This is a genomic window from Bradyrhizobium sp. AUGA SZCCT0177 (assembly GCF_018130125.1).
GTDB lineage: Bacteria > Pseudomonadota > Alphaproteobacteria > Rhizobiales > Xanthobacteraceae > Bradyrhizobium.
Window position 1 is genome coordinate 1 of record NZ_JAFCMA010000008.1, and the last position, 26224, is coordinate 26224.

Sequence of the window (26224 nt, forward strand, 5' to 3'; positions counted from 1 at the left end):
TCACGGCATAAGCCGTAAAGCCATTGCGCAGGGAAGGCCGGGTGTTCTCCGCTGCCCTGTATGCTCGTGTGCAGCCTTTTTAGTGCAAACCGCACACGGGACCGCGGGTGCAGCGCGCACCCGGTCTTCCCTGCGCCCTCTGTATTTAGGGCGGGAAGTTTCTAGCAAAGCTCGGGCGCAATGCGTCGCGAGATCGCGAAGCTGTATCCACGTCGTCCCGGCGAAGGCCGGGACCCATAGCCACCGAAGTCAGCGATTGAAAGAAAGTCGTCGAACATCGTTTTTCAAAACAAGCGCCGCGGCGTATGGGTCCCGGCCTTCGCCGGGACGACGAACCAGTTAGCGATCCGATGTGCGCAGCGCGGGCGGTGACCGTAAATCCACGTGGTGGCGCCGTCGTTTCCCTGTCGCATCGCGCTGCTATCCGCAAGGGCAGGGGCGCGTCATCGATTCGCGTGGGGCTATCAGTCGCGTCGGTTGTCATCGCCCTGTCACAGGGATCTGTTAGGTGCACGGCATGGGTAGTGACTCCTCGAGTGAAGAGAGCCCGGAGCGGCGCTTTCGCACTTTGTTTATCTCCGACGTCCATCTCGGAGCCCGCGGCTCGCAAGCCGACCGGTTGCTGGACTTCCTCAAAAGCCACGACGCCGACACCATCTATCTGGTCGGCGATATCGTCGACGGCTGGGCCCTGAAGTCCAACTGGTACTGGCCGCAATCGCATAACGACTTCGTGCAGAAAATGCTGCGCAAGGCGCGCAAGGGCGCCAAGGTCGTTTACGTGCCCGGCAATCACGACGAGTTCCTGCGCAACTATTACGGCACCCATTTCGGCGGCATCGACGTGGTGGAAAACACCATTCATGAGGGCGTCGACGGCAAGCGCTATCTCGTCATCCACGGCGACATCTTCGATCTCGTGGTGCAGAACGCGCGCTGGCTCGCCCATCTCGGCGACAAGGCCTATGATTTCGCCATTCAGATGAATCGCCTGGTCAACTTCTTCCGGCGCATGTTCGGCGTTCCCTATTGGTCGCTGTCGCAATGGGCGAAGCTGAAGGTCAAGAACGCGGTGAATTATATCGGCGCGTTCGAAAAGACCTTGGCCGGCGAAGCGCGGCGTCATGGCGCCGATGGCGTGATCTGCGGCCATATCCACTACGCCACGATCCGCGACGAGCACGGCATCCGCTACATGAACTGCGGCGACTGGGTCGAAAGCTGCACCGCGCTGGTCGAGCACGAGGACGGCCGGTTCGAAATCATCACCTGGGCCGATCCGCAGCGCCGGCTGGCGCCGGTTCCCCGCGTCGCGGCGCGCGCGGCATGACACATATCCTGGTCGCGACCGATGCGTGGCATCCCCAGGTCAACGGGGTGGTACGGACGCTGGCCATGATGGCGGAAGGCGCCAAAGGCTTCGGCGTCGACGTCAGCTTCCTGACGCCGCAATCGTTTCGCACCTTTGCGATGCCGAGCTATCCGGATTTGCAACTCGCGCTGCCTTACCCGGCGAAGATCGCGGCGTTGATCGAAGCGACCAAGCCCGACAGCATACACATCGCGACCGAAGGCCCGATCGGCCTTCTGGTTCGCCGCTATTGCCGCAAGCACGGACTGCCGTTCACCACCAGCTTCCACACGCGCTTTCCGGAATACGTCTCGGCGCGCTCGCCGATCCCGGAAAAATGGGTCTGGCGCGCGCTGCGCTGGTTTCACCGGCCGAGCCAGGCGGTGATGGCGGCGACGCCGGCGCTTGCAGCTGAATTGCGCCAGCGCGGATTTCGCAATGTGGTGCTGTGGTCGCGCGGCGTCGACACGTCGCTGTTTCATCCGCGCACCGCCGACCTCTGTCTGCCGCAGCCGGTGTTCCTCAGTGTCGGCCGCGTCGCGGTCGAAAAGAATCTCGAGGCGTTCCTCGATCTCGATCTGCCCGGCACCAAGCTTATTGTCGGCGATGGCCCGGCCCGTGTGGCGCTGGAGCGGAAATATCCGGACGCGGTGTTCCTGGGCGCCCGGCACGGCGAGGAACTGGCGGAGATTTATGCGGCCGCCGACATCTTCGTGTTCCCCAGCAAGACCGACACCTTCGGCCTGGTGCTGCTGGAAGCGCTCGCCAGCGGCGTGCCGGTTGCCGCTTTTCCGGTCACCGGTCCCCGCGACGTGATCGGTGCGGCGCCGGTCGGCGTCCTCTCCGACGATTTGCGCGCCGCCTGCCTCGACGCGCTGCAGATATCGCCGCAGGCCTGTGTGGAGTTCGCCGCCGCCCACACCTGGCAGGCCTCGGCGCGGGTTTTTGTCGACCATGCGCTCAATGTCCGGGCCCCAGGCTCCGAAGGCGAGGTGGTCGAGTTTGTGGAAGACCCGCATTTCGCCGCCTGACTTCACCGGATTGCGTCTTGCCGGCCTGTCCACGGACGCGATACAAAGTCGTCATGACGGATCAAGCCTCGATGGCACCGATTGGTGCCGCAGATATCGATGCGGCGGCGCGGGTGGTTGCGCCCTTTGCGGTGCGAACGCCGCTGTTGTCGTTCCCGGTTCTCAACGAGCGCGTCGGAACCAAGGTCTTTCTCAAGCCGGAAATGCTGCAGCGGACCGGTTCTTTCAAGTTCCGCGGCGCCTTCAACAAGCTCGCCTCGATCCCGCAGGCCGAACGCGGCGGCGGTGTGGTCGCGTTCTCGTCCGGCAATCACGCCCAGGGCGTGGCGGCGGCGGCGCAGATCCTCAACATGCAGGCAACCATCGTGATGCCCAAGGACTCGCCGCTGACCAAGCGCGAGCGCACCAAGGGCTATGGCGCCGAAGTCGTGCTCTATGACCGCGACAAGGAAGATCGCGAGGCGATCTCTCAAGATATCGCGCGCAAGCGCGGCGCCACGCTGGTGCGCCCCTATGACGATCCTTTCGTGATCGCCGGGCAGGGTACTGCGGGCCGCGAGATATCAGAGGATATGGCCGCGCTCGGCCTGACGCCCGATATCGTGGTGGCGCCGGCTTCCGGCGGCGGACTGATTGCGGGCGTTGCGACGGCCATCAAGGCGCGCTTTCCGCAATCGACGCTCATCGTCGCCGAACCCGAGGGCTATGACGATCACGGTCTCTCGCTGCGCGCCGGCCATCGCGAAGCCCATCATGCGGCCGATCGCACCATCTGCGACGCGCTGATGGCCGCGATCCCCGGCGTGATGACGTTCTCGATCAACAGCAAGCTGCTGGCCCAGGGCGTGGTTGCCTCCGACGCGGAAGTCGGGGCGGCGGTGGCCTATGCCTACCGGGAACTGAAGCTGGTGGTCGAACCCGGCGGCGCCGTCGGCCTCGCCGCGTTGCTGGCCGGCCGGATCGATGTGCGCGGCAAGAACGTCGTCATCGTTCTCTCCGGCGGCAATGTTGACGCCGACCTGTTCGCCAAGCTGGTCGCCTGAATGGGTGCGACCGGACGCCGCAGGCCGCGAGGGCTCAGCCCGACCTGATAGCGAGAACTAGCCTAATCCCGTGATTCCCGAGCGCTTGCGCCTTAGTCCAACTGGTGGCCGGCCGGAGTCCAACCATTGCTGTGGTAGTGTTGCACCGCAGGTACATGCGAGTTCCCCAAATGTAGGTACGTTGTTCCCGCTAAGGAACAGCTGAACGAACGTTGTGGAGCTTGGAATGAATATCCGGAAGTGCGGTCTGTGGATCTCGGCGACGGCGCTCGGCGCGATGATCCCGTTTGCAACCGCCCTGGCGGCCGACATGCCGGTGAAGGCCGCGCCGATCGTGGCTGCGGCTTATGACTGGTCCGGCGTCTATCTCGGTGTGCACGCCGGTTACGGCGGCGGCATGAAGGATTGGGATGCGCGCAACGCCGATTTCGTCGCCCGCGGTTTCCTCGCCGGCGGTCAGGTCGGCATCAACCAGCAGATTTCAAGCTTCGTGTTCGGCCTCGAACTCGACGGTTCGTGGGCTGATATCAGTGGTTCGCAGTTTGTCAGCGTCGGCAGCGCCGCGCTTGGCATCGTCAGTTCACAAACCGCCAGATCGAAGATCGACGGTCTCGTGACCATTGCAGGCCGAGCCGGCCTTGCGGCCGATCGCTGGTTCGTTTTTGCCAAGGGTGGCATCACCGTGGCACACGAGCGTCATTCGATCGATGCCTCCGCGACTGGTTTTGGCGCCACCGGATCGGGTGCGGCCAGCGGCAACGAGCTTCGTTATGCGCCGATGGTCGGCTTCGGCGCCGAGTATGCGCTGGGCGGCAATTGGTCGGTCAAGGGCGAGTACAACTACATCCATCTGGACACGACGACGACCACGTTGAGGGGCACCGCGACACAGGCCGGGATCACCGCGCCGTTCAGAGCCGACGCTCAGATCGAAGAAGCGATCCATGTCGTCAAGGTCGGCGTCAATTATCGCTTCGGCGGCATTGCGAAAGACCCGTCCTATGCGCCGGTGCCTGCCGCGCCGGGCACCAACTGGTCGGGCGCCTATATCGGTGCGCAGGCGGGCTATGGTTTCGGCCGCAAGCAATGGCCGGACCTCGGGCAGGCCGTCGCTGTGACCAACCTGCCGCAGTATGATATGACGGGTTGGCTGGCCGGCGGCACCGTCGGCGTCAATGCCCAGGCCGGGCGCTTCGTGTTCGGCGTCGAAGGCGAGATCCTGGGAACAGACATCAAGGGAAGCCAGGCGATTGCGCTTGCCGCTCCTGGTGTCACCCAGACCCTCAACTATGACAGCAAGATCGACTGGCTCGCGTTCGCAACCGCCCGTGCCGGCTTCGTCGTCGGCGATCGCCTGATGTTCTACGGCAAGGGCGGCCTTGCGATCGGGCAGGAGAAGCACAATTTCAGCTTCGCCACGGTTGCCGTCCCGGGTCCGGGCGGTATCGGGGCTAATGTATCCGCGAAGTCCGTGCATACCGGCGTGGTGGTGGGCGCCGGTGGTGAATACGCGCTCGGCAACAACTGGTCGATCAAGGCGGAATACGACTACATCAAGATGTTCGCGCAACAGGTCACGGCCACGGGCACCGTGAATTTCAACATCCCGGGCGTGCTTGTCGGTACCGGCGGCGCGGCCTTCCAGGGCAGCAAGCTGACCCAGGATCTGCACCTCGTCAAAATCGGCGTGAACTATCACTTCAGCCCGATGCCGACCGTGGTCGCCGCGCGCTACTGATCGGCGCCGCGGAAAAACTCATACGAAAAGGCCCCGGCATCGACCGGGGCCTTGTTGCATCATTGCCCTATCAGCGCCTGAATCCGCCGCCGCCAAACGAGCGGCCACCGCCAAACGAACCGCCGCCACCGAATGAGCGGCCACCACCGAACGAATGCCGCGAGTGAGCAAACGAGCTACGCGAATGGTTCGCGGCGAAGCGATGGCTGGAGTGGCTGTGGCTGTGCATGCCGCCGCCCATCCTGCGCGGTCCGCGATCGTGGAATCGGCTTTTGCCCTGCATGTGATTGGCATGGGCGTGGGCGTTCATCCCTGAGGAAGTGTTCGTGAACTTGCCCGGCCTGTGGCCGTTCATCGAGGCGGATGCATTCATGCCCTTTGCCGATGAGGCCAGGGATGGCGCCCGATGGCCGTGCGAAAAGCCATGTCCATGGTGGCCGGCATGCTTCGACAGGCGGTTGAACTGCATCAGCGGAACGTGTCTCGGCTGCGCTTGCAGCCTCAATGCTGTGCGCGCATACGGACTATCGGGGAAGCGGTCGCGGAACGACCTGTAGCCGCCAGATGTGTTCGCGAGCACCGCCTTGTGCCACGCATATGACTGCCGCCAGTTGCCGAGTAGCACGCGGACGCGATCGGACAGCGGGTCGGACGGATACAGCTGAATGAATTCCTCATAATGTTCGGGCGAACCTTCCGACAGGACGTAATCATAGGCCTGACGCACCGAACGCGAAGGCAGGTTCGACGCCATCTGAACCACCGGGCCGCGATCGGGCGCGCGGGTTGCAGCAACCGCCGTGTCGCCGAAGAAATAGAAGTCGTTGGTCAGCGACGAGCTTTCCCACGGCGTCTGCCGGCCGCCGGTGGCGTTGTTCACTTCGAGACGAACGCGCTTGAATAATTGCTCGATCGGCAGATTGGGCTGGCGCGCGATGTTCAGGAAGGCGGACGTATAGGGGCTGTGATTGCCATCGCCATCATGGGCTACCATGCCCGGCGCCGTCGAATATCCGACGATCGAGCCGGCCGGCGCATCGACCATCGCAAGGCCGCGCCCGGAATCGTCGACGTCGGGAAAGGGATTGTTGCGGCAGGCGTCGAGCACGACGATCCGCATCCGGCTCGATATGGTTTCCAGCGTTCCCATCAGATCGACCAGACGCAGTGAATTGCTGTCGAGATCCGACAGCTTGGAAATTCTCGCGTCGATCGGCAGCAGGTAATTTTCGCCCTCGAGCTGCACGCCGTGCCCGGCATAATAGACCATGGCGACGGCATTGGGTCCGCGATTGGAAACCCGGTCAACAAAATCCTCCACCGCCTTGATCATGTCGCTGCGCGTCAGATCGGTCGCCGTCGTGACTTCAAAGCCCGCCGTGTTGAGGAGCTGCGCTACCGATCGCGCATCGTTGCTCGGATTGGCGAGCCGCGGCGCGATCTGGTAGTTCGCGTTGCCGATCACGAGGGCGACCCGCTGCTCGGCGGGCAGCGATCGAACGCCGTCGCTGATGGCAGCGTTCACCGCCTCTGCAAAAGCGGTGCTGGTGTGCGCCAAGCTCAGCAGGCTGCCCAACAGACCGGCGCAAAGCGCCAATGATTTGAACCCTGGCATGGGTGTCCTCCATCCAATCTCAAGGCGAGATGTCCGGCGGAAAGGCTAGATTGAGGTGGGGGTGCTGTACGTGACCTTGGTCACTTAGTTCCGTTACGCAACGTGAACCAGATTTCAGGGGAAGCTGCGAACAACCTCGATCGTACCGACGATCGCGGCGTTGAAGTCGTTCAGATACTCAGCCGGAATCCAGTATTCCAGGTGAGCTTGTCCACCAGCGTCCTTAATATCGTAGCGATCGATGAAGCTTCGCCTCACCTTGAAGCGCGTCACAAATCCGGAACCGCTCGCTGGAACATTCCAGTCGCGCGCAATTTTCACAGCGTATTCCTCAGTGAGGACAGGATAGAAAATTGGCTGTTCGGGTAGCCGCGGAGGGAAGGCCCGCATGCCGGTCTGCCGGACCAGTTCGAGCTCTCGCGGGCCGACTGGTCGCCAAAGGGTCAGTGTCTCATCGTTGCCGGACATGTGACCTACGAAAAGAACGCGATCTTCTCGGCCTGGCTCATGCGCCGGATCGGGGCCAGCGGATCGTTGGCCGCGACAGGTCTGCGTACGATGCCGCTTGCGATGATCGACGAGCCGAGCGAGACTTCCAGCGCCGGTTCCGGCATGGCTGCGGCGGGCTGAGGCGGTGGTTGAACCGGTGGCGCGACCGGTGCGGACATCATTGGCTCGGGCAATGCAGCGACGATTTCGGGCGGGGCCGGAAGCGGCTCGACAATCTGAGCCTCCTCAACAATCGGGTCAGCAAGCCGGGTTTCCTCAACCATCGGCATTGCGACGTGGGCTTGTTCGATCTCCGGTTCGACGAACTCATCGTCGTCGATGGGATCGGGCGCGCCCATCTCCATCGCGATCATGTCGAGGACCGCCTCGTCATGAGCGTCGGCAGCTTCGGCGGTGAGTTCAATCCCGGCCGTCTCGGCGGTTTCGACTTCCTCCAGCGCGGCCTCGGCCTGGGAGACCACGGCTTCGGCGACCACAGCTTCGGCGACCATAACTTCAGCGACGACGGCTTCGGCGGCCGGAGCTACGGCGAGGGTCGAAACGGAACTGGTTGCAGCCTGGGCTTCCGATGCGGGCGCCTCCTCGATGACCTCGGCGACAGGCGGGGACTCATCCTGCGCTACCGGGGCGGGTGCGGCGACATACGCCTCGGCAATTGGTGTCTCAGCAGTCGGCGCCTCGGCAACCGGGGCGGGCGTCTCTTCATCGCTGAATTCTGCGATCCGTCCGGCAAGCGAAGCGAACGCGGCCTCTAATGCGGCCTTGGCCTCGTCGGAGGAGATTTGCTCGGCGCCCTTCTCGATGACCTGAACCTGCGAATCGATCAGGTCGCAGATTCGGCTGTCATTGCCGATTTCCCGCAAGCGCCAGGCGATCTCCCGAATCACCCGCGCGCCCTTGCGCACCGGCGCCAGCTTCTCGTTCAGCGCCAGTCCGTCGATCGCCCCCATCGCCGAGGTCTGCGCCGCCTCCAACGCCCCGCGAATCGCAATCAAAGCCTCAACTAATTTGGCCTCGGCGAGGCTATTGTCTGCGACGGCGTCCGCCGCCGCTCGCTGTGCGTTGGCAGCTTCGCGCTGTGCGTTCGCAGCCTCCCGCTGGATCGCAAGGCTCTCTTCCTTCTGCGCGGCAAGGCTTTGCTCGATCCGCGCCACCGCATCGAGCACCATGCTGGTGTCGGCGTTGCGGTTGCGTTTGGCATATTCGCCGAGAAACCAGCGGCCGCGCGAAGTCTCCATGAAAGCTTCGCTGATCGCAGCATAGTCTTCCTCGCCCGGCAGCGCGGCGCGTGCTGAGATCGGCGAAAGGGCGAATGCTTCGTCGGCCATGCTAAACTCTTCGCGCAAATCACCGCGCGTTGCGATAACGAAACAACACGATATCGGGCGAATCGCAATTGAATTGATGCCAAGCGAATCACAAATCCCCATCGCATCTCAAGGCGCATCGAAGCGATTCGCGGCGCGGCTGGCGCTGTTCTACGGCGCGACGTTCGGGACGATGGGCACCCATCTGCCGTTTTTCACGCTGTGGCTGAAGTCGGTTGGCATCGATGCCTCCTGGATCGGAATCATTTCCGCGGTTCCTGCGGTGACGCGCTTTACCGTGCTGCCGTTCGTGACGGGTGCCGCCGGGAGGCGCTATTCGCTGCGCGCGGTCCTGATCGTCACCGCGACCGCCACCGCGCTCGGCTTTGCGGTGATCGGCACGCAATATCTGCCGCTCGCAGTGTTGCTCGCTTATGCCGTGACCTGCTGCCTGTGGACGCCGATGGTGCCGCTGACGGACGCCTACGCGCTGGGTGGGGTGGCGCGCTATGGCCTGAATTACGGACCGCTAAGGCTGTGGGGCTCGGCGGCCTTCGTGGTGGGCGCGTTGATCTGCGGTCTGCTGGTCGACTTCATTGCGGCTAGCCAGCTGATCTGGGTCATTGCGGCGATGGCGGCGCTCGGCGCGGTCGCGAGCCTGGGGCTGCAGCCGCTGGACCGGCCAAAACCTCCAGCGACCGCGGTGCTTGGCGCGAGCGCCTTGCTGCGAGATCCCGGTTTCCTCGCCATCATTGTCGCGGCCGCCCTTATCCAGGGCAGCCACGCCGCCTATTACGCCTTTGCTTCCATCACCTGGCAGGCGTCCGGCCTGGACGGGCTGACCATCGCCGGCCTGTGGGTGCTGGGCGTGCTCGCCGAGATCGTGGTGTTCGCGCTCTCGCCGCGTTTCACGCTGGCACCTGCGCTGCTGGTGGTGATCGGCGCGCTCAGCGCGGTGGCGCGCTGGCTGATCACCGCGCAGGAGCCCTCGGTCGTGGTGTTGTCCCTGGTGCAGCTCGCGCATGGCCTGACCTATGGACTGACGCAGGTCGGCATCATGGGTCTGCTGGTGCGTCACGTGCCCGGCCATGTGATGGCGCGCGGGCAGGGCTATCTTGCGGCCTGCGGCGGCATCGTCAGCGGCACGGCGTCGGTGGTGTCTGGATTGGTCTATGCGGGCTATGGGCAGCGGGTCTATTACGTGATGGCGGCGATGGCGCTGCTGGCTGCGATCGTGATGTGGCTGGCGCGGCACCGCCTCGCGCGTCAGCCCCAGAGCGCGGCTTCCGGCGGATAGACCAGACTGCCTTCGTAGCGCAGCCCGTCCTCGCGGTCGTGCGCCAGCAACAGCGGGCCGTCGAGGTCGACGAAGCGCGCGTGCTGCGCCAGCAGCATTGCGGGGGCCATCGCGAGCGAGGTGGCAACCATGCAGCCGATCAAGATTTCGAAGCCGAGTGCGTGCGCGGCATCCGCCATATCAAGCGCTTCTGTCAGTCCGCCTGTCTTGTCGAGCTTGATGTTGACGGCGTCATAGCGTTCGCGAAGGCCGCTGAGCGAGGCGCGGTCATGCACGCTTTCGTCGGCGCACACCACGATCGGCCGCTTGATGCGCGCCAGCGCGGCGTCATTGGCGGCGGCAAGCGGTTGCTCGACCAGCGTCACGCCGAGTTCCGCGCAGGCGTGAAGGTTCCGTTCGAGATTGTCCGAGGTCCAGGCTTCGTTGGCGTCCACGATCAACTCGGATTCGGGGGCGGCCTTGCGGACGGCAGCGATCCGCCTTTCGTCACCGTCGCCGCCGAGCTTGATCTTGAGCAGCGGGCGGCGCGCGGCTTTGGCGGTCGCTGCCGCCATCGCCTGCGGCGTTCCCAGCGAAATCGTGAAGGCGGTGGTGCAGGCTCGCGGCGCCGGCCGGCCGAGCAGGGTCCAGACCCGCTGACCCCTGCTTTTGGCCTCGAGGTCCAACAGCGCGCAATCCAGCGCGTTACGGGCGGCGCCTGCTGGCATCGCGGCCTGCAGGGCCGTTCGGTCCAATCCCCTGGACAGCGGTTCCTGCATCGCCTGAAGGGCAGCCAGGGTCGCTTCCGCCGTTTCGCCATAGCGGGGATAGGGAACGCACTCGCCGCGCCCGGTATGGCCGCCATGGCTGACTTCGGCCACGACGGTAACCGCTTCCGTCTTGGCTCCTCGGCTGATGGTGAACGAGCCGGCGATCGGCCAGCGTTCAATGCGGGCAACAAGCTGTCGGGCAAATTCTTGGGATCGGCTGGAAGTCATTTTAAAATCTGGCAATTTCTGAACCGCGCGCTTGCTCGCCGCAACCAACTATGGCTGGTTAGGGACAGATTCTACAAGGCAATGCGGCGTGCCGGACCATACCTTTTGCATCATTAGCGGGCGGGCCAGGGGGCGGGCATCGTGAGCGCAGACCCGACACTGGAGCGGATAGCCCAGGGCAACGGGCTTGCGCTGTGCGCTGCCGGTTCGTGGACGGCCCGCTTTGCCCCGGTGCTCGAGAAAATGGTGGCCGACGCCGAGAAGCTTCGCGGCAGCCGCCCGAACATCTTCATCGACGTCTCGCAGGTGTCGAAACTCGATACGTTCGGCGCCTGGCTGATCGAACGGCTGCGCCGTAGCCTGACCGAGGGTGGCATCGAGGCCAAGATCGCGGGCCTGTCGGCGAATTATTCGAGTCTCGTCGACGAGGTGCGCCGGGTCAAAGCCGAGCCTGTCGTCCAGGCCCGTTCGGTGACGATCACGGGCATGCTGGAGCAGATCGGGCGCAGCGTGGCCGGCGTCGGCGGCACCTTGGTTGGATTGATCGAGATGCTCGGCGCGGTGCTGGCAGCGGCCGGCCGTGTCCTGATTCGTCCCCGCGGTTTCCGCCTGACCTCCACCGTGCATCATCTGGAGCAGGTGTGCTGGCGCGCGGTGCCGATCGTGGTGCTGATCACGTTCCTGATCGGTTGCATCATCGCGCAACAGGGCATTTTCCACTTCCGTCAGTTCGGTGCCGATATTTTCGTGGTCGACATGCTCGGCGTGCTGGTGCTGCGCGAGATCGGCGTGCTGCTGGTGGCGATCATGGTGGCAGGCCGTTCGGGCTCGGCCTACACCGCCGAACTCGGCTCGATGAAAATGCGCGAGGAGATCGACGCGCTGCGCACCATGGGTTTCGATCCGATCGAGGTCCTGATCCTGCCGCGCATGCTGGCGCTGGTAATGGCGTTGCCGATTTTGGCTTTCCTCGGCGCGATGGCAGCACTCTATGGCGGCGGCCTCGTGGCGTATCTCTATGGCGGCGTCGAACCAGAAGCCTTCCTGCTGCGGCTGCGCGACGCCATCTCGATCAATCATTTCATCGTCGGGCTCATCAAGGCGCCGGTCATGGCCGCGGTGATCGGCATCGTGGCCTGTGTCGAGGGGCTTGCGGTGCAGGGCAGCGCCGAATCGCTCGGACAACACACCACGTCGTCGGTGGTGAAGGGAATTTTCCTGGTCATCGTCATGGATGGCGTGTTCGCCATCTTCTTCGCATCGATCGGAATGTGACCATGGTGGGCGAGATTTCCGACGCCATCATCCGGGTCCGCGACATCACCGTCCAGTTCGGCAAGACGCGGATTCTCGACGGGCTCAATCTCGACGTGAAGCGCGGCGAGATCCTGGGCTTTGTCGGCCCGTCGGGCGCGGGCAAATCCGTGCTGACGCGCACCATCATCGGCCTCGTGCCCAAGGTCGCCGGCCGCATCGAAGTGTTCGGCGTCGATCTCGACAAGGCCTCTACGGCCGAGCGGCGCGGCGTGGAACGGCGCTGGGGCGTGCTGTTCCAGCAAGGAGCGCTGTTTTCCTCGCTTACCGTGCGGCAGAACATCCAGTTCCCGGTGCGCGAATATCTCAACCTCTCGCAGCGCCTGCTCGACGAGGTCATGGTGGCCAAGCTCGGCATGGTGGGCCTCAAGCCCGAAGTCGCGGACAGGTTTCCGTCCGAGCTTTCCGGCGGCATGATCAAGCGCGTGGCGCTGGCGCGCGCGCTCGCGCTCGATCCGGAACTGGTGTTCCTGGACGAGCCGACCTCGGGCCTCGACCCGATCGGCGCCGGCGATTTCGACGAGCTGGTCCGCACCCTGCAGCGTACTTTGGGGCTGACCGTTTTCATGGTAACCCACGACCTCGACAGCCTTTACACGGCTTGCGACCGTATCGCCGTTTTAGGGAACGGTAAGATCATTGCAGCAGGATCAATTGCCGACATGCAGGCCTCGCAGCATCCATGGCTGCAGCAATATTTTCACGGCAAGCGCGCCCGCGCTGTGATGGGCTAGAGCGTTTTCGAGCGAAGCGGGTACCGGTTCGCGTGAAGAAAACGCGTCAAAAGGATAAAGTCGGGCGCCTGGTTCTGATCAGAACCGAGCGTCTAGTACCGGAGTAATTCGAGTTATGGAAACGCGGGCGAATTACGTCCTGATCGGTGCCTTCACCCTGGCGGTGATCGCGGCGGCGTTCGGCTTTGTGCTCTGGTTCCAGAGTCTGCACACCACCAAGGCGCGCAGCCCACTGCGGGTGATTTTCGAAGGCCCGGCGACCGGCTTGCGTAATGGCGGCAGCGTCAATTTTAACGGTATTCGGGTAGGCGAGGTTGTCCGCGTGAAGCTGGACAACCCGCGTCGCGTCGTCGCACTGGCGATGGTCGAGAACAACGCGCCGATCCGCAAAGACACCCTGGTCGGCCTCGAATTCCAGGGACTGACCGGCGTGGCTGCGATCTCGCTCAAGGGCGGCGAGGAGGGGGCGCCTCCCGTGCCGCTGGACGAGGACGGCGTTCCGGTTTTGACCGCCGATCCGGCCGCGTTGCAGGACGTCACGGAGTCGATCCGCGCCACGTTGCAAAACGTCAACCGGATCGTCGCCGACAACCAGGAGTCAGTGAAGAACTCGCTGCGGAACCTCGAGACCTTTACGGGAGCGCTCGCGCGCAACTCCGAGAAGATCGACAACGTCATGCTCAAGGTCGACGGCGTCATGCTCAAGGCCGACAATCTCATGCTCGGCCTCAACACCATCGCGGGCGGTGCCAACGGCGGCGAGTTGAACCTGATGGTGAAGTCGATCCGCGAACTGGCTGACGATCTCGACAAGCGCACGGGCGCGCTGATTTCCGACGGCCGCCGTACGCTCGCCGATATCAGCCGTGCGGTGAACAATTTCGACCGCAATCCGAGCCGGGTGATCTTCGGCGGTGGCAACAACGCCGCGCCGGCAGAGCCCGCGGCAGCACCGCCGCCGGCCAGGCCCGCCGCGCCCAGACCGCCTGCCGCGGCGGCAGCACCGAGTGGACAGAAGCGACAGTAATTGGCGAATGGGAAATGGCGAGTAGCGAGTAGATCGCTACGAGAGCCGTCATTGCGAGCGAAGCGAAGCAATCCATGTCGCCCAGCGTGCACAGTTGGATTGCTTCGTCGTAGGCACCGTGTGTCAATTGGTGCCCTGGACTGTAAGCCCATGGCGGCGACCGGCGGATTACGCGTCGCCCCACGTCCGGATTTTTTCCAGGAAGGCTTCGAAGGTCGGTGCCACTTCGTAAGGTTTTACAGGTTCGGCTCCCGTCAGGTCACAGTAAACAATGCCCCCCGAAAACTGTCCGGGGATACCCAAGCAAAAAATGTTGCCACCGGAATCGCAAGCGATAGGCAAGAGACGATGGTCCGGAAGGCGTTCGCGCGCAAATTTGATGTTCCAGGACAGGTTGCTCGTTTCAACACCTCGCCCGATTCCAAAAAATATCTGAATGTCCGTCGGGCTACCCGGTAGACGGTCGATATCTATCGTGTCCGGCACGGGTCGACCGCCGTTATTTTTCAACAAGAAGTCCTTGTAAGAAGCAGGCAGCTTGCCACCGATTGCAGCCTCTACTTCGGCGATACGGCTGGTGTCGATTTGAGGGCCCGGATTGTCAATCGTGATCATAGCTCATGGCCCAAGTTTGAAGCCGCCAGCGTGCCTCTTGCCGACCGAAAGATAAATTACGAACCAAAAAATGAAAACGGAGGCCACGAGGCCTCCGTTTCTTATTCTCGCGTCTGAGCCCGAACCCTATCCCAGCCGTCCCGCCGCATGCGCGAGCAGGGTGTAGACGAGGCCGGTCTCCGAGGTCAGGTGGCCGCGCAGCGCCTGCGGACCGCGATCCTCCCGCGCAACTTCGTCGAGCAAGCGTTCGAACTCGGCGATGTAGCGGTCGACCGTCTGCTTGAAGGCACGGTCGGCGCGGTACTTGCGGGCGACCTCATCGAACGCCTTCTGGCCGGCGGGCGTATAGAGCCGCTTGGTGAAGGCCTTGCTCTCGCCGCGCTGATAGCGATCCCACATCTCGGCCGCGAGATTGCGATCCATCAGCCGGCCGATGTCGAGCGACAGCGATTCCAGCGGATTGGCCGGGCCGCCTTGCGGCGCGCGCGGGCGGGGAGCCTCGCGTCCGCTCGGACCACCGGCGTCGGTGCGGCTGAGCAGGTCGGACAGCCATCCGTCGCGTCCACCGTCCTGGCTGCTCGCCGGGCTGACCGGCGGGGCTTCGGTGCGGCGCGTCGCCGGCATGCCGAGATCCGGCGGCGGCAGGTTCGATGCGCTGCCGGTGTCGCGCATGCGCACGTCGTTGCGGCCGCCGCTAGCGGCTGCTGCAATCACCGGTTCTTCCTGGCGTTGCACGCTGGCGCGGCTCGTCGTCATGACGTCGAGGCCGCGGCCGTGATGGGCGACGATCCGGTTGAGTTCGGCCAGCGCCTCGATCTGGTCGACGATCACCTTGCGCATCTGCGCGGTGTTGTCGGCGGCCTCCTGCGGCATTTCGAGCACGCCGCGGCGCAGTTCGTTGCGGGTCGCCTCGAGCTCGTGATGCATCTCGGATGCCATCTGCTTCATGGCCACCACCATGGCGCCGAACTTCTCGGTCGACTGCTTGAACATCGCGTCCGTTTCGGCGTTGCTCTGCTGGTACAGTTCGTTCATGGCGTCGATGGTCTGGTGCCGCTCGTTTTCGGCTGCGACACGAACCGCTTCGAACTGCCGGCTGATCGCGGCAGAACCGGCGCCGGCGGTTTCCGCCACCACGCGGGCAATGTCGCGGGCGCGTTCCTCGGCGGCGGCAAGCGATTCATCCAGCAAGCCGGTGAAGCGCGACAGCCGCTGATCGAGGTCGGTGGTGCGCAAATCGATGGTGGTCACCAGCGATTCAAGTTGCGATTTGCGTTCGGCGACAGACGTCGTGGTGGTGCGGTTGGCCTGTTCGACCGCCGTGGCGGCATCGACCAGCGCCTTGCCGTGGGTTTCGAACTCGCTCGACAGCGAGCCGAGATCCTCCAGCGCCTTCGAGGTCTTGGTGTTGAAGGTGGTGAGCTGGTCTTCCAGCGTCTGGGTCGCAACGCCGTTGCGCGAGGTGACGTCGTTCATGGCGGACACGAAGTCGGCCACGCGGGTCACCAAAGCGCGCTCCAGCGAGTTGAGGTTGTCGTGGGCGCCGGTCAGCACTTCCTGCAGCAGGATGTTGCCTTCACGCAGCCGCTCGAACAGCGCGACGGTGTCGGTGCGCAGGATCTTGCTGGTCTCCTGCATTTCGGTGACGGCCGCGATCGAAACCTGACGCGACTGGTCGATGGCCGAACGCGACGACTGCTCGAGATCCTTCAGCGACTTGGCCACCGCGCCGGTTGCCATATCGCCGGCGGAGGTGATCGTGCGGGCGACTTCCGAGCCATGGGTCGCCATCGATTGCGAGAACGCCTGGCCCCTGGTCTCGATCGACTTCAGCGAGTCGGCGGTGACGCGGTCGAGCTCGGTCGTGAGCTGGGTGGTCTTGGCGCTGAGCGCTTCGACCAGCGAGCCACGGCGGCTGTCCACGATCTGCGCCAGACGATCGGTCTGCTGCTGGACATAGGTGACGATTTCGTCGGTCTTGCCGGTCATCGTCGAGCCGAAATTGCTGCTGGCTGACAGCACCGAGCGTTCGATATCGGCCGAGGTCGTCTTGACCTTGGAGCTGACTTCGTTCGAGGCGGCGACGAGCGCACTCTGTGCATTCTGCGCGCTGGCCTGGATCGCGTTCTGCGCAGTCTGCGCCGTGGTCTGGATGTTGTCGGTGGTGGCGGCGGTGACCGCAGCGAGCGAACGCTCGATGTCGCTGGCGATCGCCTTGATCTGGCTTGCGGCGTCGGCCGAGGTCGCGGCGAACGAGCTCTGCGCTTCGCGCGCGGTGCCGAGGATCGAGGCGGCGGTGCCGGCGCCGACCGCGCTCAGCGTACGTTCGACATCGATGGCCAGCGACTTGACGTGGTCGGCGGCTTCCGTCGACGCGGTGGAAAGCGCGCTCTGCGCTTCACGGGCGCCTGATGTGATCGACTCGGCGGTGGCATTGCCAGCCATCGAGAGCGAACGTTGCATGTCGGCGGCCAGCGACGCGACCTTGGTCGCGACATCAGTCGATGCCGTGAGCAGGGTGTTCTGGGCTTCGCGCGCACCCGACGTGATGGCTTCGGCAGTGGCCGTACCCGCGGCAGACAGCGAACGCTCGACATCGGCCGTGAGCGACTTGACCTGGCTGGTTGCATCCGTGGAAACGGTGACGAGGGTGTTCTGGGCTTCGCGTGCACCTGACGTGATGGCCTCGGCTGTGGCGGTACCGGCGGCCGAGAGCGAGCGTTCGACGTCGGCAGCGAGCGACTTGACGTGGCTGGCTGCATCAGCGGACGCGTTGATGAGGGTGTTCTGGGCGTCGCGGGCACCGGCGGTAATCGATTCGGCGGTGGCGGTGCCGGCGATCGACAGCGAGCGCTGGACGTCGGCGGCGAGCGACTTGACCTGGTTCGCCGCATCCGTGGACGCGTTGACCAGCGTGCTCTGCGCCTCGCGGGCGCCGGCGGTAATCGATTCGGCGGTGGCGGTGCCGGCGATCGACAGTGAGCGCTGGACGTCGGCGGCCAGCGACTTGACCTGGTTGGTGGCCTCCGTGGAGGCCGCGATCAAGGTGCTCTGGGCTTCGCGGGCGCCGGTCGTGACGGCTTCGGCCGTGGCGGATCCGGCGGCCGACAGGGCACGTTCGACGTCTGCGGCGAGCGACTTGACCTGGCTTGCCGCGTCCGCGGACGCCGTAACCAGCGTGGTCTGGGCCTCGCGGGCGCCGGACAGCACCGACGCAGCGGTGGCGTTGCCGGCGGCCGAGAGCGTGCGCTCGACGTCGTCGGCCAGCAATTTGATCTGGGACGCAGCTTCGCTGGAAGCCGAGACCAGCGAGGTCTGGGCCTCGCGGGCGCTGGTGAGGATCGAGTTCGCGGCACCGGTGCCGACGGCGGTGAGGGAGTTTTCGACCTCGGCCGATGTCAGCCTCAGCTGGGCGCCGACATCGGACGAAACCGTGAGCAGCGCCTGCTGCGCGGTGCGCGCGCCGGTCTGGATGGTTTCAGAGGTGTTGACCACGAGGTTGGTGAGCGAGCGCTCGGCGTCCTCGACGTGCGACCTGATGCCCGAGGACAGCAGTTCGGCGCGGGCCATGAGGTCGTCGCTGGCCTGACGGCCGCTGCTTTCGATACGGCCGGCCACGGCTTCGACGCGCGAGCCGAGCAAATCCTCGAACTGGGCGACGCGCATGTCGATGTCGGTGGCGATGGCGCCGACCCGGGTTTCGATACCCTGGTGGATATCCTGGAACCGCGCCGCGATGGTGTCGGTCAGATAGGCGCTGCGGCCGTCGATGGTCTGGGTCACGCTGGTGATGCGCTGGTCGACGGCTTCGACTGCCTGGGCGGTGCCAACGGTCAGCGACGTGGTGACGTTGGAGAGGCGCTGGTCGATGGCTTCGACCGCTTGGGCGGTGCCAACCGTCAGCGACGTGGTGACGTTGGAGAGGCGCTGGTCGATGGCTTCGACCGCTTGCGCAGCGCCAACGGTCAGCGACGTGGTGACGTTGGTGAGGCGCTGGTCGATAGCTTCGACGGCTTGCGCGGCGCCAACCGTCAGCGATGTCGTCAGGTTGGTGAGGCGGGAGTCGATCGACTGGATGGCCTGCGTGGTGCCTCCGGTCAGCGACGAGGTGAGTTCGGTGAGACGCGAGTCGATCGAGTGGATCGCCTGCGCGGCACCGTCGGTCAGCGAACTCGCCAGTGTGCCGAGGCGATCATCGATCGTCTCCGTGACGGACCTGGCGCGGGTGTCGAAGGTCTGCTCCAGCGCTTTCAGGCGGCCGTCGACGGTCTCGTCGAACGACCTGATCTTGGTGTCGAGCGAGTTGTCGAGATGGTTGACGCGCGTGCTCAGCGTGGTTTCGAACTGCAGCAGGCGCTGATCGAGCGAGGCGGTAATCTCGCCGCTGTTGGAGATCAGGCGGGTGTCGAAGGTATCGACATAGGTCTTCAGGCTGTCGGCGATGTCCTGCGTCCGCTGGCCCATTCGTTCGACGATCTCGCCGCCGAAGGTTTTGACGGTGCGGTCGAATTCGGAGATGTGACGGGTGATCAGGGCGCCGAGCGTGCCTGAGTCGCGGGCGAATTTCTCGACCAGTTCGCTGCCCTGGTTCTGCACCAGTTCGTCGAACGCGCTCATCTGCAGCGAGAGGCTGTCATGCGCGGTCTCGGTCTGGCTGACGACCTTGGCGACCAGCGAGTTCACGGTCACGTCGAGCGCGTCGCTGGCCTTGTCGCCGGAGGTCATGATGCGGGTCGCCAGGCGGTTGCCGGCCTCGTCGATCTTGCTGACGAGATCGCCGCTGCGCAGTTCGAGTTCGAGCAGCAGCGAGTCGCTGGAATTCTTCAAGGAGTCGTGGACCTGTTCGGTGCGGTCGGAAATGCCGTCGACGATGGTCGAGGAACGCTGCTCGAACTCGCCGGTGATGCGGTCGATGCGCTCGTTCAGCATCTCGTGGACGCGATCGGCCAGATCGACGAACTCGTCATGGACGTGGCCGGTCTTGAAGTTGAGGCTGGTGGTCAGCCGTTCCGAGGCGTCGAGCACGGCGCGCGTGGTCTCGGCGCTGGCTTCCTCGAGGCGGTCGAGCAGGTCGCCGCCGCGCTCGCCGAGCGCGAGGATCATGTTGTCGCCGGCATGGCTCAAGGCGGTGGTGATGTGGGCGCCGCGTTCTTCCAGCGCGCCGGTGATGCTTTTCGCGACTTCGTCGACGCGCGAGGCGATCGCGTCCGAGATCAGCGCGATGTCGTGGCGCAGGTCGATCTGCACGCCGGAAATGGCGCTGCGAACCTGCTCGGCCTGGCCGACCAGGTTGTCGCGCTGATGGGCGATGTCCTGCAGCAGCGCGCGGATGCGCACTTCGTTGTCGGAATAGGCACGCTCCAGCGCCGCGACTTCGTTGGCCACCAGCGTTTCCAGTTCGCCGGCGCGCGCGATCGCGCGTTCGACGCCGTCGCCCATGGCAGCTACTTCGCGGCGGATCGCCTGGCCGACCGTCACCATCGAGTCGGAGGCGGCACCTTCGGGCTCGGAGAAGCGGATCGCGACCTGCGCCATCGATTGCGCGATCATCCGCATTTCCTGGCCGCGCCAGGCAAGGCTCGCGAGGAAATAGAACAGCAGCACCGGCGCAAAGAACAGCGCGGCGAGGCCGCCCAGCACCAGCACGCCGCCGCTCTGTCCCATTGCGGCCTGCAGCGAAGGCAGGAACGCGGCGGTCAGCAGCGCGCAGCCGACGATCCAGACGCCGGCGAACACGGTGGCAAGCGTATAGACGCCGCGGGCAGGGCGGCCCTTCTGGATTGCCTGCAGAATCTGTCCGATGGTTTCGCGGTCATCGTTGGCGGCGCGGCGCGGGGCGCGCGGCTCTTCGATCGGATCGAAGACCTGGCGGTCGCCGCCAGAACGCGTATCAACGCGCGTATCGAACGGGGTTTCGGAGTAGGGCGGGGGCGCGGACGAAATGCTTGATGGCGAAAGGTCGTTGTTGCCGATCGAATTGCGATTGGGATCGACAGTGGTGTCACTGATGTTCAGCGCTTCCTGAATGGCGGAAAGCGCGACTTCGGTGGGATCTTTGACCTTCTTGGGATTGTTCGCCATGTTCAGTCGAGCCCTCTTACTTTTTACGCGTCCAGCTGGTCTTGCAAACGCCCCCGCAAGCCCAAACCGGATCTTTGCCCCCACACGGACCGCAGCCGCGCCCCGTCGGCGGCTTGTCCGCTACATCCGCAAACATCCTATTGGTTGAGTGATGCGAATGAAATGGCCGCGATTAAGACATTCTTAATCATCGTTAACAGCTTTGTGGCTTAAGGCCTTACGGATACTCGAAATTCCCGTGGGAGACTGTCCTTTACGGCAACTCCTCGGCGAAAAGTAGGCGAAGTTGCGGCAATTCCGGTGAACGTTCCATTAACCAGTTTCGTGATTGGGTGGCCAAAACGGCCCTGCCTGGATCGGTCCGGCGGGGAGATGTGGGTCAGGCCATGCCGCTGCACCTTGAACGGATACAATGGATGCCATCGCCGCCGCTCGCTCCCGATGACGGTCCGATCGATTTCGAACACCTTAAGCGGATGACGCTTGACGACGCCGGCCTCGAACAGGAGGTGCTGGCGATGTTCGCGGCCCAGTCGGCCAAGCTGATGGCCATGCTTGCCACCGTGCCGGCAGATGCCGATGCGCTGGCCCATACGCTGAAGGGCTCGGCCCGCGCGATCGGCGCCTTCGGTGTGGCGGAAACCGCCGCCCGGCTGGAGGCGGTTCTTGCTGATGGCGCCGATCCGTCCCGGCTTGTTGCCGAACTCGGCGAGGCCATTGCGCGGGCGCGGGCGGCGATCGAGGCGACTCTGCGCCGGTCCTGACGCGGACCTGCGGTCTGACACCCGACAAACCCCCGCCAAATTAGCCCCTTAGGTTTTCGTCCCGACCGCTAGCGCTGTGCGGATCGACCCGTTATAGGACTGCCGGGGACCCTCCTACCGTATACCGGCAGCACGAGCGATCATGGCCAAAATCCACTTTGTCGACCATTCCGGCGAAACTCGAACCATTGAAGTCGAAAACGGCGCGACCGTGATGGAAGCCGCGATCCGCAACGCCATTCCGGGCATCGAAGCCGAATGCGGCGGGGCCTGCGCCTGCGCGACCTGCCACGTCTATGTCGACGACGCCTGGCGCGAGAAGGTCGGCTCGCCCACGCCGATGGAAGAGGACATGCTGGATTTCGGCTTCGACGTACGGCCGAATTCGCGCCTGTCGTGCCAGATCAAGGTCTCCGACGAACTCGACGGCCTCGTGGTCTCGACGCCGGAACGGCAGGCATAGAGCCTGGTCCAGCTCTGCCGGATGGTTCAGCGCGCTCCGGCGCGCTCCTTTTCGACCAGTTCCTCATCGACCGCATAAGTCGCGCAGTCGGCGGCAGCCTTTGCGCATGCGGCAAGGGCCGCCTCCCGCGCCACGACGGCCGACCGCTGCCCGGCGCGGTAGCCAAAGCTGCCGGTCGGGGACACCGCAAATGCCTTGTGAGGGCTCGCGGACAAATAATCTGCAAAGGCTGAACGGCCTTTTTCACCCAACCGGGGCGGCGGCGAAAGCGCTGCCGGAAGCGGTGCTGCGGCCAGTTCCCGCGTTCCCAGATTCTGCTGGTGCAGGAAGCGATCGACCATCGGGGTCCATAGCGCAATGCCCCTTGAGAAGAGCGTGTGCCCGTCGTCGCGGAACGCAGGGGCGTCGATCAATTCGGCGCGGCCGCCGGCGCCGGTGAATGCCGCGTGCATCCGGTGGGCGAGGTCGGGGCGAAAGAACTTGTCGTTCTCCGCATAGATCCACAGCATCGGAATTCGCGACGTCCGGCCCAGAGCCGCAAATGCCCGGACCAGTGCCGCCTCGTCGCAGACATCGTCATCGGCACGTGAACCGCGACCGCCGGCGAAGCTGATTGCGGCGACGAGGCCGGGCGGCGCAGTGGCGGCGAGCGCGATGCTGGCAAAGCCGCCCGCCGAGGAGCCGACCGCGATCATGCCGCTGGTGGACACGTCGGTGCGGTCCTGCATGGCCCGGATCGCGGCGGCCAAATCTTCGGCAGACGCCCGGGCCGATCGCAAATAATCACGATTGGCGCAGCGACCGTTGCTCTCGGCATATCGGCCGCCGGAGTCGCCATAGCCTCGCCGCATCACGACCAGCGCTGCGAAACCGCGCCGCGCGAATTCGATCGCCTGCCGGTACATTCCATATGGCGACATGGTGGCTCGCGCGGTGTGATCGCGCGGTGCGCCGTGGCTGATCAGCGCCAGCGGAAAGCGTCCGCTGCCCGATGGCCGCACCAGCATTGCCTCAAGGCCCGCCGTTTCCGCAGCCGCCATCGGAATGCGCAAATCCTCGCGATAGAATACATCGGCCGCGGCGGGCTGCATCGTCGCGGAGACGATCAACACCGCCAGCAGCGCGACGCGCATTACCGTCCGTCCATTCCGCGCCGCAGCCAGCGCTGGAAGTTTCCGATGATCTCCTCGGTCAGCGGTGTCGGCTTGCGGGTGGCCTCATCGAGCAGCACCGATACCGATTGTGCCGAGGCGATGCATTTGCCTTCGGAAAACACCACCTGATCGAAGGTGACGGAGGTGCGGCCGAATTTCACCACGCCGAGCCCCAACTCGATGGTGCCCGGCCAGCGCAGCTCGGCGCGAAAATGGATATCGAGCCGGACCATGATCCAGCTGACGCCGTCCGGCATCAGCCCGTAACTACGATCCTTCATCAGCGTGACGCGGCCGGTTTCGAAATAGGTCGCATAAACCGCGTTGTTGACGTGCTGGTTGGGGTCGAGGTCGGCGAAACGCACATTGTCGGTCAACCGGTAGGGGAAATCCTCCAGGCGCGGCGTTGAATCGAGGCGGGCAGGGGCGTTCACGGGGCGGTCTCCGAACGTTTCACGTTGTTACAGCCCAGTTACCCTGCTCCGGCAAGGGGTTGAGGCGAAGGCCACCTGCCATATTATGGCTTTCCTGTTCCACCGGCGTTGGCTAGACAGACGCTGCCCCAGAAGCGCCGCCCAGGCCATCGGCGCGGTCCAACCGAAAAGAAGCTGAGATGAGCGAAGCGATCAAAACCGATGTGCTGATTATTGGTGCAGGTCCTTGCGGACTGTTCGCCGTGTTCGAACTGGGCCTCCTTGATATGAAGACGCATCTGGTCGACATCCTCGACAAGATCGGCGGCCAGTGCGCCGAGCTCTATCCGGAAAAGCCGATCTACGACATTCCCGGCATTCCTTTTGTCACCGGCCAGGGCCTCACCGACGCGCTGCTGGAGCAGATCAAGCCGTTCAATCCGACCTTTCACCTCAACGAAATGGTGGAGACGATCGAGAAGATCGGCGATCCGCTCTTTCGCGTCACCACCGACGCCGGCCAGGTGTTCGAATGCAAGGTGGTCGTGATCTCCGCGGGCGGCGGCTCGTTCCAGCCCAAGCGCCCGCCGGTGCCGGGCATCGAGGCCTATGAGGGCACCTCGGTGTTCTACGCGGTGCGCAAGATGGAGCAGTTCCGCGACAAGAATATCCTGATTGTCGGCGGCGGCGATTCCGCACTCGACTGGACGCTCAATCTCCACCCCATTGCCAAGCGCGTGACGCTGTTGCACCGGCGCGATGATTTCCGCGCCGCTCCGCACAGCGTCGAGCAGATGCGCGCACTGGTGGCTTCCGGAAAAATGGACCTGAGGATCGGTCAGGTCACCTCGCTTGAAGGCGAGGGCGGCAAGCTCTCGGGCGCCATGATGAAAGGCAACGACAACGCGGTCTCGAAAGTCGAGTGCGATACGATGCTGCCGTTCTTCGGGCTGACCATGAAGCTCGGACCGGTTGCGAACTGGGGCGTTGCGCTCGAGAACAACCTGGTGCCGGTCGAAACCGCCGCCTTCGAGACCAATGTATCGGGCATTTTTGCGATCGGCGACATCAACACCTATCCGGGCAAGCTGAAGCTGATCCTGAGCGGATTCCACGAGGGCGCGCTGATGGCGCAGAAGGCGCACCGTTACGTCTACCCGGACAAGCGCCTCGTCTTCCAGTACACGACCTCGTCATCGAGCCTGCAGAAGAAGCTCGGCGTCAACTGACAGCCGGCGCATCCGACGAAAGTGTTTGACTAAGAGTTCGACTGACGTTCATTTACAGCAGCGCCCCTGAGCTGTCCCATTCGGAGAGCACCGTGAAACGTTGGTCGAACCGAGTGAGGCGGTGCGCGGTCGCCTTGTTGTTGTGCGTCCTGCTGCCGGCGGCGGGTAGCGCCGTTGATGGCGAGAGTTCGGACGACACCATCAAGGTCGGCGTGCTGCATTCGCTTTCCGGCACCATGGCCATCAGCGAAACCACGCTGAAGGACACCGTCCTGTTCCTGATCGACGAGCAGAACAAGAAGGGCGGCGTGCTCGGCAGGAAGCTCGAGGCGGTCGTGGTCGATCCGGCGTCGAACTGGCCGCTGTTTGCGGAAAAGGCCCGCGAGCTGATCACCAAGGACAAGGTCGCCGTCGTATTCGGCTGCTGGACCTCGGTGTCGCGCAAATCCGTGCTCCCGGTGTTCAAGGAGCTGAACTCGATCCTGTTCTACCCCGTGCAATACGAGGGTGAAGAGAGCGAGCGCAACGTGTTCTACACCGGGGCGGCGCCGAATCAGCAGGCGATCCCCGCGGTCGACTACCTGATGAAGCACGAGAAGGTGAAGCGCTGGGTGCTGGCCGGCACCGACTACGTCTATCCGCGCACCACCAACAGGATCCTCGAAGCCTATCTGAAGTCGAAAGGCGTCGCGCAGGAAGACATCATGATCAACTACACGCCGTTCGGTCATTCGAATTGGCGGATGATCGTGGCCGATATCAAGAAATTCGGCTCGGCCGGCAAGAAGACGGCTGTTGTCTCCACCATCAACGGCGACGCCAATGTTCCCTTCTACAAGGAACTCGGCAACCAGGGCATCAAGGCGACCGACATTCCGGTTGTCGCGTTCTCGGTCGGTGAAGGCGAACTCGCCGGCATCGACACCAGGCCGCTGCTCGGCTATCTGGCCGCCTGGAACTACTTCCAGTCGATCAAGGATCCGGCCAACGAGAAGTTCATCAAGGCCTGGCAGGCCTACACCAGGAATCCGAAACGCGTGACCAACGATCCGATGGAAGCGCACGTCATCGGTTTCGAAATGTGGATCAAGGCGGTCGAGAAGGTGAAGTCGACCGACGCCGACAAGGTGATCGACGCGCTGCCGGGCATCGAAACTCCAAATCTGACCGGTGGTATCGCGAAGATGCTTCCGAACCATCACATCACCAAGCCGGTGTTCATTGGTGAAGTCAAAATCAATGGTCAGTTCGACGTGGTGTGGAAGGCACCGGGCCTGGTGGCCGGCGATGCATGGTCGAACGAACTCGAGGGCTCCAGGGACCTGATCGGCGACTGGGTTGGCAAGAAGTGCGGCAACTACAATACCAAGACCAACAAATGCGGAGGCAGCCATTGAAGCCGGTTTGCGTATCGAGCCGGTTCCTGGCTCTTGCCGGTGATGATTCCAACGAAAATATGACCGAATGGCCGCGGCGCGTTCGCCGCGGTCTCGCGTTCGTCCGTCCAGGCACTGGAACCGTCCGCGAAATGGCCTTAGTCTGCGGCCATTCATTTTGTGAA

At 64.0% G+C, this 26224-nt stretch carries 20 protein-coding genes; 12 read left to right on the top strand and 8 right to left on the bottom strand.

From position 1 onward, the window contains the following. The first annotated feature begins 517 nt into the window (after nt 1-517). The 4 genes from JQ597_RS11175 (at nt 518) to JQ597_RS11190 (ending at nt 5163) form a co-directional block, all read left to right on the top strand. A complete protein-coding gene (locus JQ597_RS11175) occupies nt 518-1330 on the top strand; it encodes a UDP-2,3-diacylglucosamine diphosphatase (RefSeq protein ID WP_212038858.1) in 813 nt (270 codons plus the stop codon). After that, nucleotides 1327-2382, top strand: coding sequence for a glycosyltransferase family 4 protein (locus JQ597_RS11180; RefSeq protein WP_212264233.1), 1056 nt, complete (start codon nt 1327-1329; stop codon nt 2380-2382). Before JQ597_RS11175 ends, JQ597_RS11180 begins: the two co-directional genes overlap by 4 nt. A 71-nt stretch (nt 2383-2453) precedes the next feature. Continuing rightward, nucleotides 2454-3425 carry a threonine ammonia-lyase gene (locus JQ597_RS11185; RefSeq protein WP_502752972.1) on the top strand — a complete coding sequence of 324 codons (972 nt, stop codon included), beginning with the start codon at nt 2454-2456 and terminating at the stop codon, nt 3423-3425. Between the two features lie 226 nt (nt 3426-3651). Further along, nucleotides 3652-5163 carry an outer membrane protein gene (locus tag JQ597_RS11190; protein ID WP_212264235.1) on the top strand — a complete coding sequence of 504 codons (1512 nt, stop codon included), beginning with the start codon at nt 3652-3654 and terminating at the stop codon, nt 5161-5163. Between the two features lie 70 nt (nt 5164-5233). On the opposite strand, the gene JQ597_RS11195 is transcribed toward JQ597_RS11190, so the two are convergent. The 3 genes from JQ597_RS11195 to JQ597_RS11205 form a co-directional block, all read right to left on the bottom strand. Next, on the bottom strand, nt 5234-6778 hold the full coding sequence (locus JQ597_RS11195) for a caspase family protein (RefSeq protein WP_212264236.1): 1545 nt from the start codon (nt 6776-6778) through the stop codon (nt 5234-5236). A 114-nt stretch (nt 6779-6892) separates the two neighbouring features. Then, a complete protein-coding gene (locus JQ597_RS11200; protein ID WP_212264237.1) occupies nt 6893-7246 on the bottom strand; it encodes an ADP-ribosylation/crystallin J1 in 354 nt (117 codons plus the stop codon). Between the two features lie 5 nt (nt 7247-7251). Then, on the bottom strand, nt 7252-8616 hold the full coding sequence (locus JQ597_RS11205) for a hypothetical protein (protein WP_212264238.1): 1365 nt from the start codon (nt 8614-8616) through the stop codon (nt 7252-7254). Nucleotides 8617-8692: 76 nt separating this feature from the next. On the opposite strand from JQ597_RS11205, the gene JQ597_RS11210 reads away from it, so the two are divergent. Continuing rightward, a complete protein-coding gene (locus tag JQ597_RS11210) occupies nt 8693-9892 on the top strand; it encodes an MFS transporter (RefSeq protein WP_212264239.1) in 1200 nt (399 codons plus the stop codon). On the opposite strand, the gene dgcA is transcribed toward JQ597_RS11210, so the two are convergent. After that, nucleotides 9862-10869 carry an N-acetyl-D-Glu racemase DgcA gene (dgcA, locus tag JQ597_RS11215; RefSeq protein WP_212264240.1) on the bottom strand — a complete coding sequence of 336 codons (1008 nt, stop codon included), beginning with the start codon at nt 10867-10869 and terminating at the stop codon, nt 9862-9864. The genes JQ597_RS11210 and dgcA overlap by 31 nt on opposite strands. A 141-nt stretch (nt 10870-11010) precedes the next feature. Here dgcA and JQ597_RS11220 point away from each other — a divergent pair, with 141 nt between their 5' ends. The 3 genes from JQ597_RS11220 to JQ597_RS11230 all read left to right on the top strand — a co-directional run bounded on the left by JQ597_RS11220 (nt 11011) and on the right by JQ597_RS11230 (nt 13944). Then, nucleotides 11011-12144, top strand: a complete 1134-nt coding sequence (locus tag JQ597_RS11220) for an MlaE family ABC transporter permease (protein WP_212264241.1) — start codon at nt 11011-11013, stop codon at nt 12142-12144. 2 nt (nt 12145-12146) lie between these two features. Further along, nucleotides 12147-12917: an ABC transporter ATP-binding protein gene (locus JQ597_RS11225; protein ID WP_212264242.1), complete on the top strand. Its 771-nt coding sequence runs from the start codon at nt 12147-12149 to the stop codon at nt 12915-12917. A gap of 115 nt (nt 12918-13032) precedes the next feature. Beyond that, nucleotides 13033-13944, top strand: a complete 912-nt coding sequence (locus JQ597_RS11230; RefSeq protein WP_192737742.1) for an MlaD family protein — start codon at nt 13033-13035, stop codon at nt 13942-13944. A 168-nt stretch (nt 13945-14112) separates the two neighbouring features. On the opposite strand, the gene JQ597_RS11235 is transcribed toward JQ597_RS11230, so the two are convergent. Beyond that, nucleotides 14113-14559 carry an SMI1/KNR4 family protein gene (locus JQ597_RS11235; RefSeq protein WP_212264243.1) on the bottom strand — a complete coding sequence of 149 codons (447 nt, stop codon included), beginning with the start codon at nt 14557-14559 and terminating at the stop codon, nt 14113-14115. A gap of 126 nt (nt 14560-14685) precedes the next feature. Continuing rightward, nucleotides 14686-20640 (bottom strand): apolipoprotein A-IV repeat region-like domain-containing protein, encoded by a 5955-nt coding sequence (locus JQ597_RS11240; protein ID WP_212264244.1) that lies wholly within the window; start codon nt 20638-20640, stop codon nt 14686-14688. Nucleotides 20641-21026: 386 nt separating this feature from the next. Here JQ597_RS11240 and JQ597_RS11245 point away from each other — a divergent pair, with 386 nt between their 5' ends. Beyond that, nucleotides 21027-21404 carry an Hpt domain-containing protein gene (locus JQ597_RS11245; RefSeq protein WP_212264245.1) on the top strand — a complete coding sequence of 126 codons (378 nt, stop codon included), beginning with the start codon at nt 21027-21029 and terminating at the stop codon, nt 21402-21404. Nucleotides 21405-21546: 142 nt separating this feature from the next. Then, nucleotides 21547-21867, top strand: a complete 321-nt coding sequence (locus JQ597_RS11250; RefSeq protein WP_212264246.1) for a 2Fe-2S iron-sulfur cluster-binding protein — start codon at nt 21547-21549, stop codon at nt 21865-21867. A 26-nt stretch (nt 21868-21893) separates the two neighbouring features. On the opposite strand, the gene JQ597_RS11255 is transcribed toward JQ597_RS11250, so the two are convergent. Next, a complete protein-coding gene (locus JQ597_RS11255; protein WP_212264247.1) occupies nt 21894-23000 on the bottom strand; it encodes an alpha/beta hydrolase family protein in 1107 nt (368 codons plus the stop codon). Further along, nucleotides 23000-23455: an acyl-CoA thioesterase gene (locus tag JQ597_RS11260; RefSeq protein ID WP_212264248.1), complete on the bottom strand. Its 456-nt coding sequence runs from the start codon at nt 23453-23455 to the stop codon at nt 23000-23002. The genes JQ597_RS11255 and JQ597_RS11260 overlap by 1 nt, the downstream gene beginning before the upstream one ends. Nucleotides 23456-23634: 179 nt before the next feature. Between JQ597_RS11260 and JQ597_RS11265 the strand changes: the two genes are divergently transcribed. Continuing rightward, nucleotides 23635-24663 carry an NAD(P)/FAD-dependent oxidoreductase gene (locus tag JQ597_RS11265; protein ID WP_212264249.1) on the top strand — a complete coding sequence of 343 codons (1029 nt, stop codon included), beginning with the start codon at nt 23635-23637 and terminating at the stop codon, nt 24661-24663. 134 nt (nt 24664-24797) lie between these two features. After that, the gene (gene urtA, locus JQ597_RS11270; protein WP_249147733.1) at nt 24798-26060 is read left to right on the top strand and encodes an urea ABC transporter substrate-binding protein; all 1263 of its coding nucleotides are present in this window, start codon (nt 24798-24800) and stop codon (nt 26058-26060) included. Nucleotides 26061-26224: the final 164 nt, after the last annotated feature.

What these genes read in the sequence shown, in the direction of transcription:
- JQ597_RS11245 (WP_212264245.1), top strand. Translation starts at nt 21,027, where the DNA reads ATGCCGCTGCACCTTGAACGGATACAATGGATGCCATCGCCGCCGCTC.
- JQ597_RS11200 (WP_212264237.1), bottom strand. Translation starts at nt 7,246, where the DNA reads ATGTCCGGCAACGATGAGACACTGACCCTTTGGCGACCAGTCGGCCCG.
- JQ597_RS11190 (WP_212264235.1), top strand. Translation starts at nt 3,652, where the DNA reads ATGAATATCCGGAAGTGCGGTCTGTGGATCTCGGCGACGGCGCTCGGC.
- JQ597_RS11195 (WP_212264236.1), bottom strand. Translation starts at nt 6,778, where the DNA reads ATGCCAGGGTTCAAATCATTGGCGCTTTGCGCCGGTCTGTTGGGCAGC.
- JQ597_RS11225 (WP_212264242.1), top strand. Translation starts at nt 12,147, where the DNA reads ATGGTGGGCGAGATTTCCGACGCCATCATCCGGGTCCGCGACATCACC.
- JQ597_RS11240 (WP_212264244.1), bottom strand. Translation starts at nt 20,640, where the DNA reads ATGGCGAACAATCCCAAGAAGGTCAAAGATCCCACCGAAGTCGCGCTT.
- JQ597_RS11175 (WP_212038858.1), top strand. Translation starts at nt 518, where the DNA reads ATGGGTAGTGACTCCTCGAGTGAAGAGAGCCCGGAGCGGCGCTTTCGC.
- JQ597_RS11235 (WP_212264243.1), bottom strand. Translation starts at nt 14,559, where the DNA reads ATGATCACGATTGACAATCCGGGCCCTCAAATCGACACCAGCCGTATC.
- JQ597_RS11255 (WP_212264247.1), bottom strand. Translation starts at nt 23,000, where the DNA reads ATGCGCGTCGCGCTGCTGGCGGTGTTGATCGTCTCCGCGACGATGCAG.
- JQ597_RS11205 (WP_212264238.1), bottom strand. Translation starts at nt 8,616, where the DNA reads ATGGCCGACGAAGCATTCGCCCTTTCGCCGATCTCAGCACGCGCCGCG.
- JQ597_RS11210 (WP_212264239.1), top strand. Translation starts at nt 8,693, where the DNA reads ATGCCAAGCGAATCACAAATCCCCATCGCATCTCAAGGCGCATCGAAG.
- JQ597_RS11185 (WP_502752972.1), top strand. Translation starts at nt 2,454, where the DNA reads ATGGCACCGATTGGTGCCGCAGATATCGATGCGGCGGCGCGGGTGGTT.
- JQ597_RS11230 (WP_192737742.1), top strand. Translation starts at nt 13,033, where the DNA reads ATGGAAACGCGGGCGAATTACGTCCTGATCGGTGCCTTCACCCTGGCG.
- dgcA (WP_212264240.1), bottom strand. Translation starts at nt 10,869, where the DNA reads ATGACTTCCAGCCGATCCCAAGAATTTGCCCGACAGCTTGTTGCCCGC.
- JQ597_RS11250 (WP_212264246.1), top strand. Translation starts at nt 21,547, where the DNA reads ATGGCCAAAATCCACTTTGTCGACCATTCCGGCGAAACTCGAACCATT.
- JQ597_RS11265 (WP_212264249.1), top strand. Translation starts at nt 23,635, where the DNA reads ATGAGCGAAGCGATCAAAACCGATGTGCTGATTATTGGTGCAGGTCCT.
- JQ597_RS11180 (WP_212264233.1), top strand. Translation starts at nt 1,327, where the DNA reads ATGACACATATCCTGGTCGCGACCGATGCGTGGCATCCCCAGGTCAAC.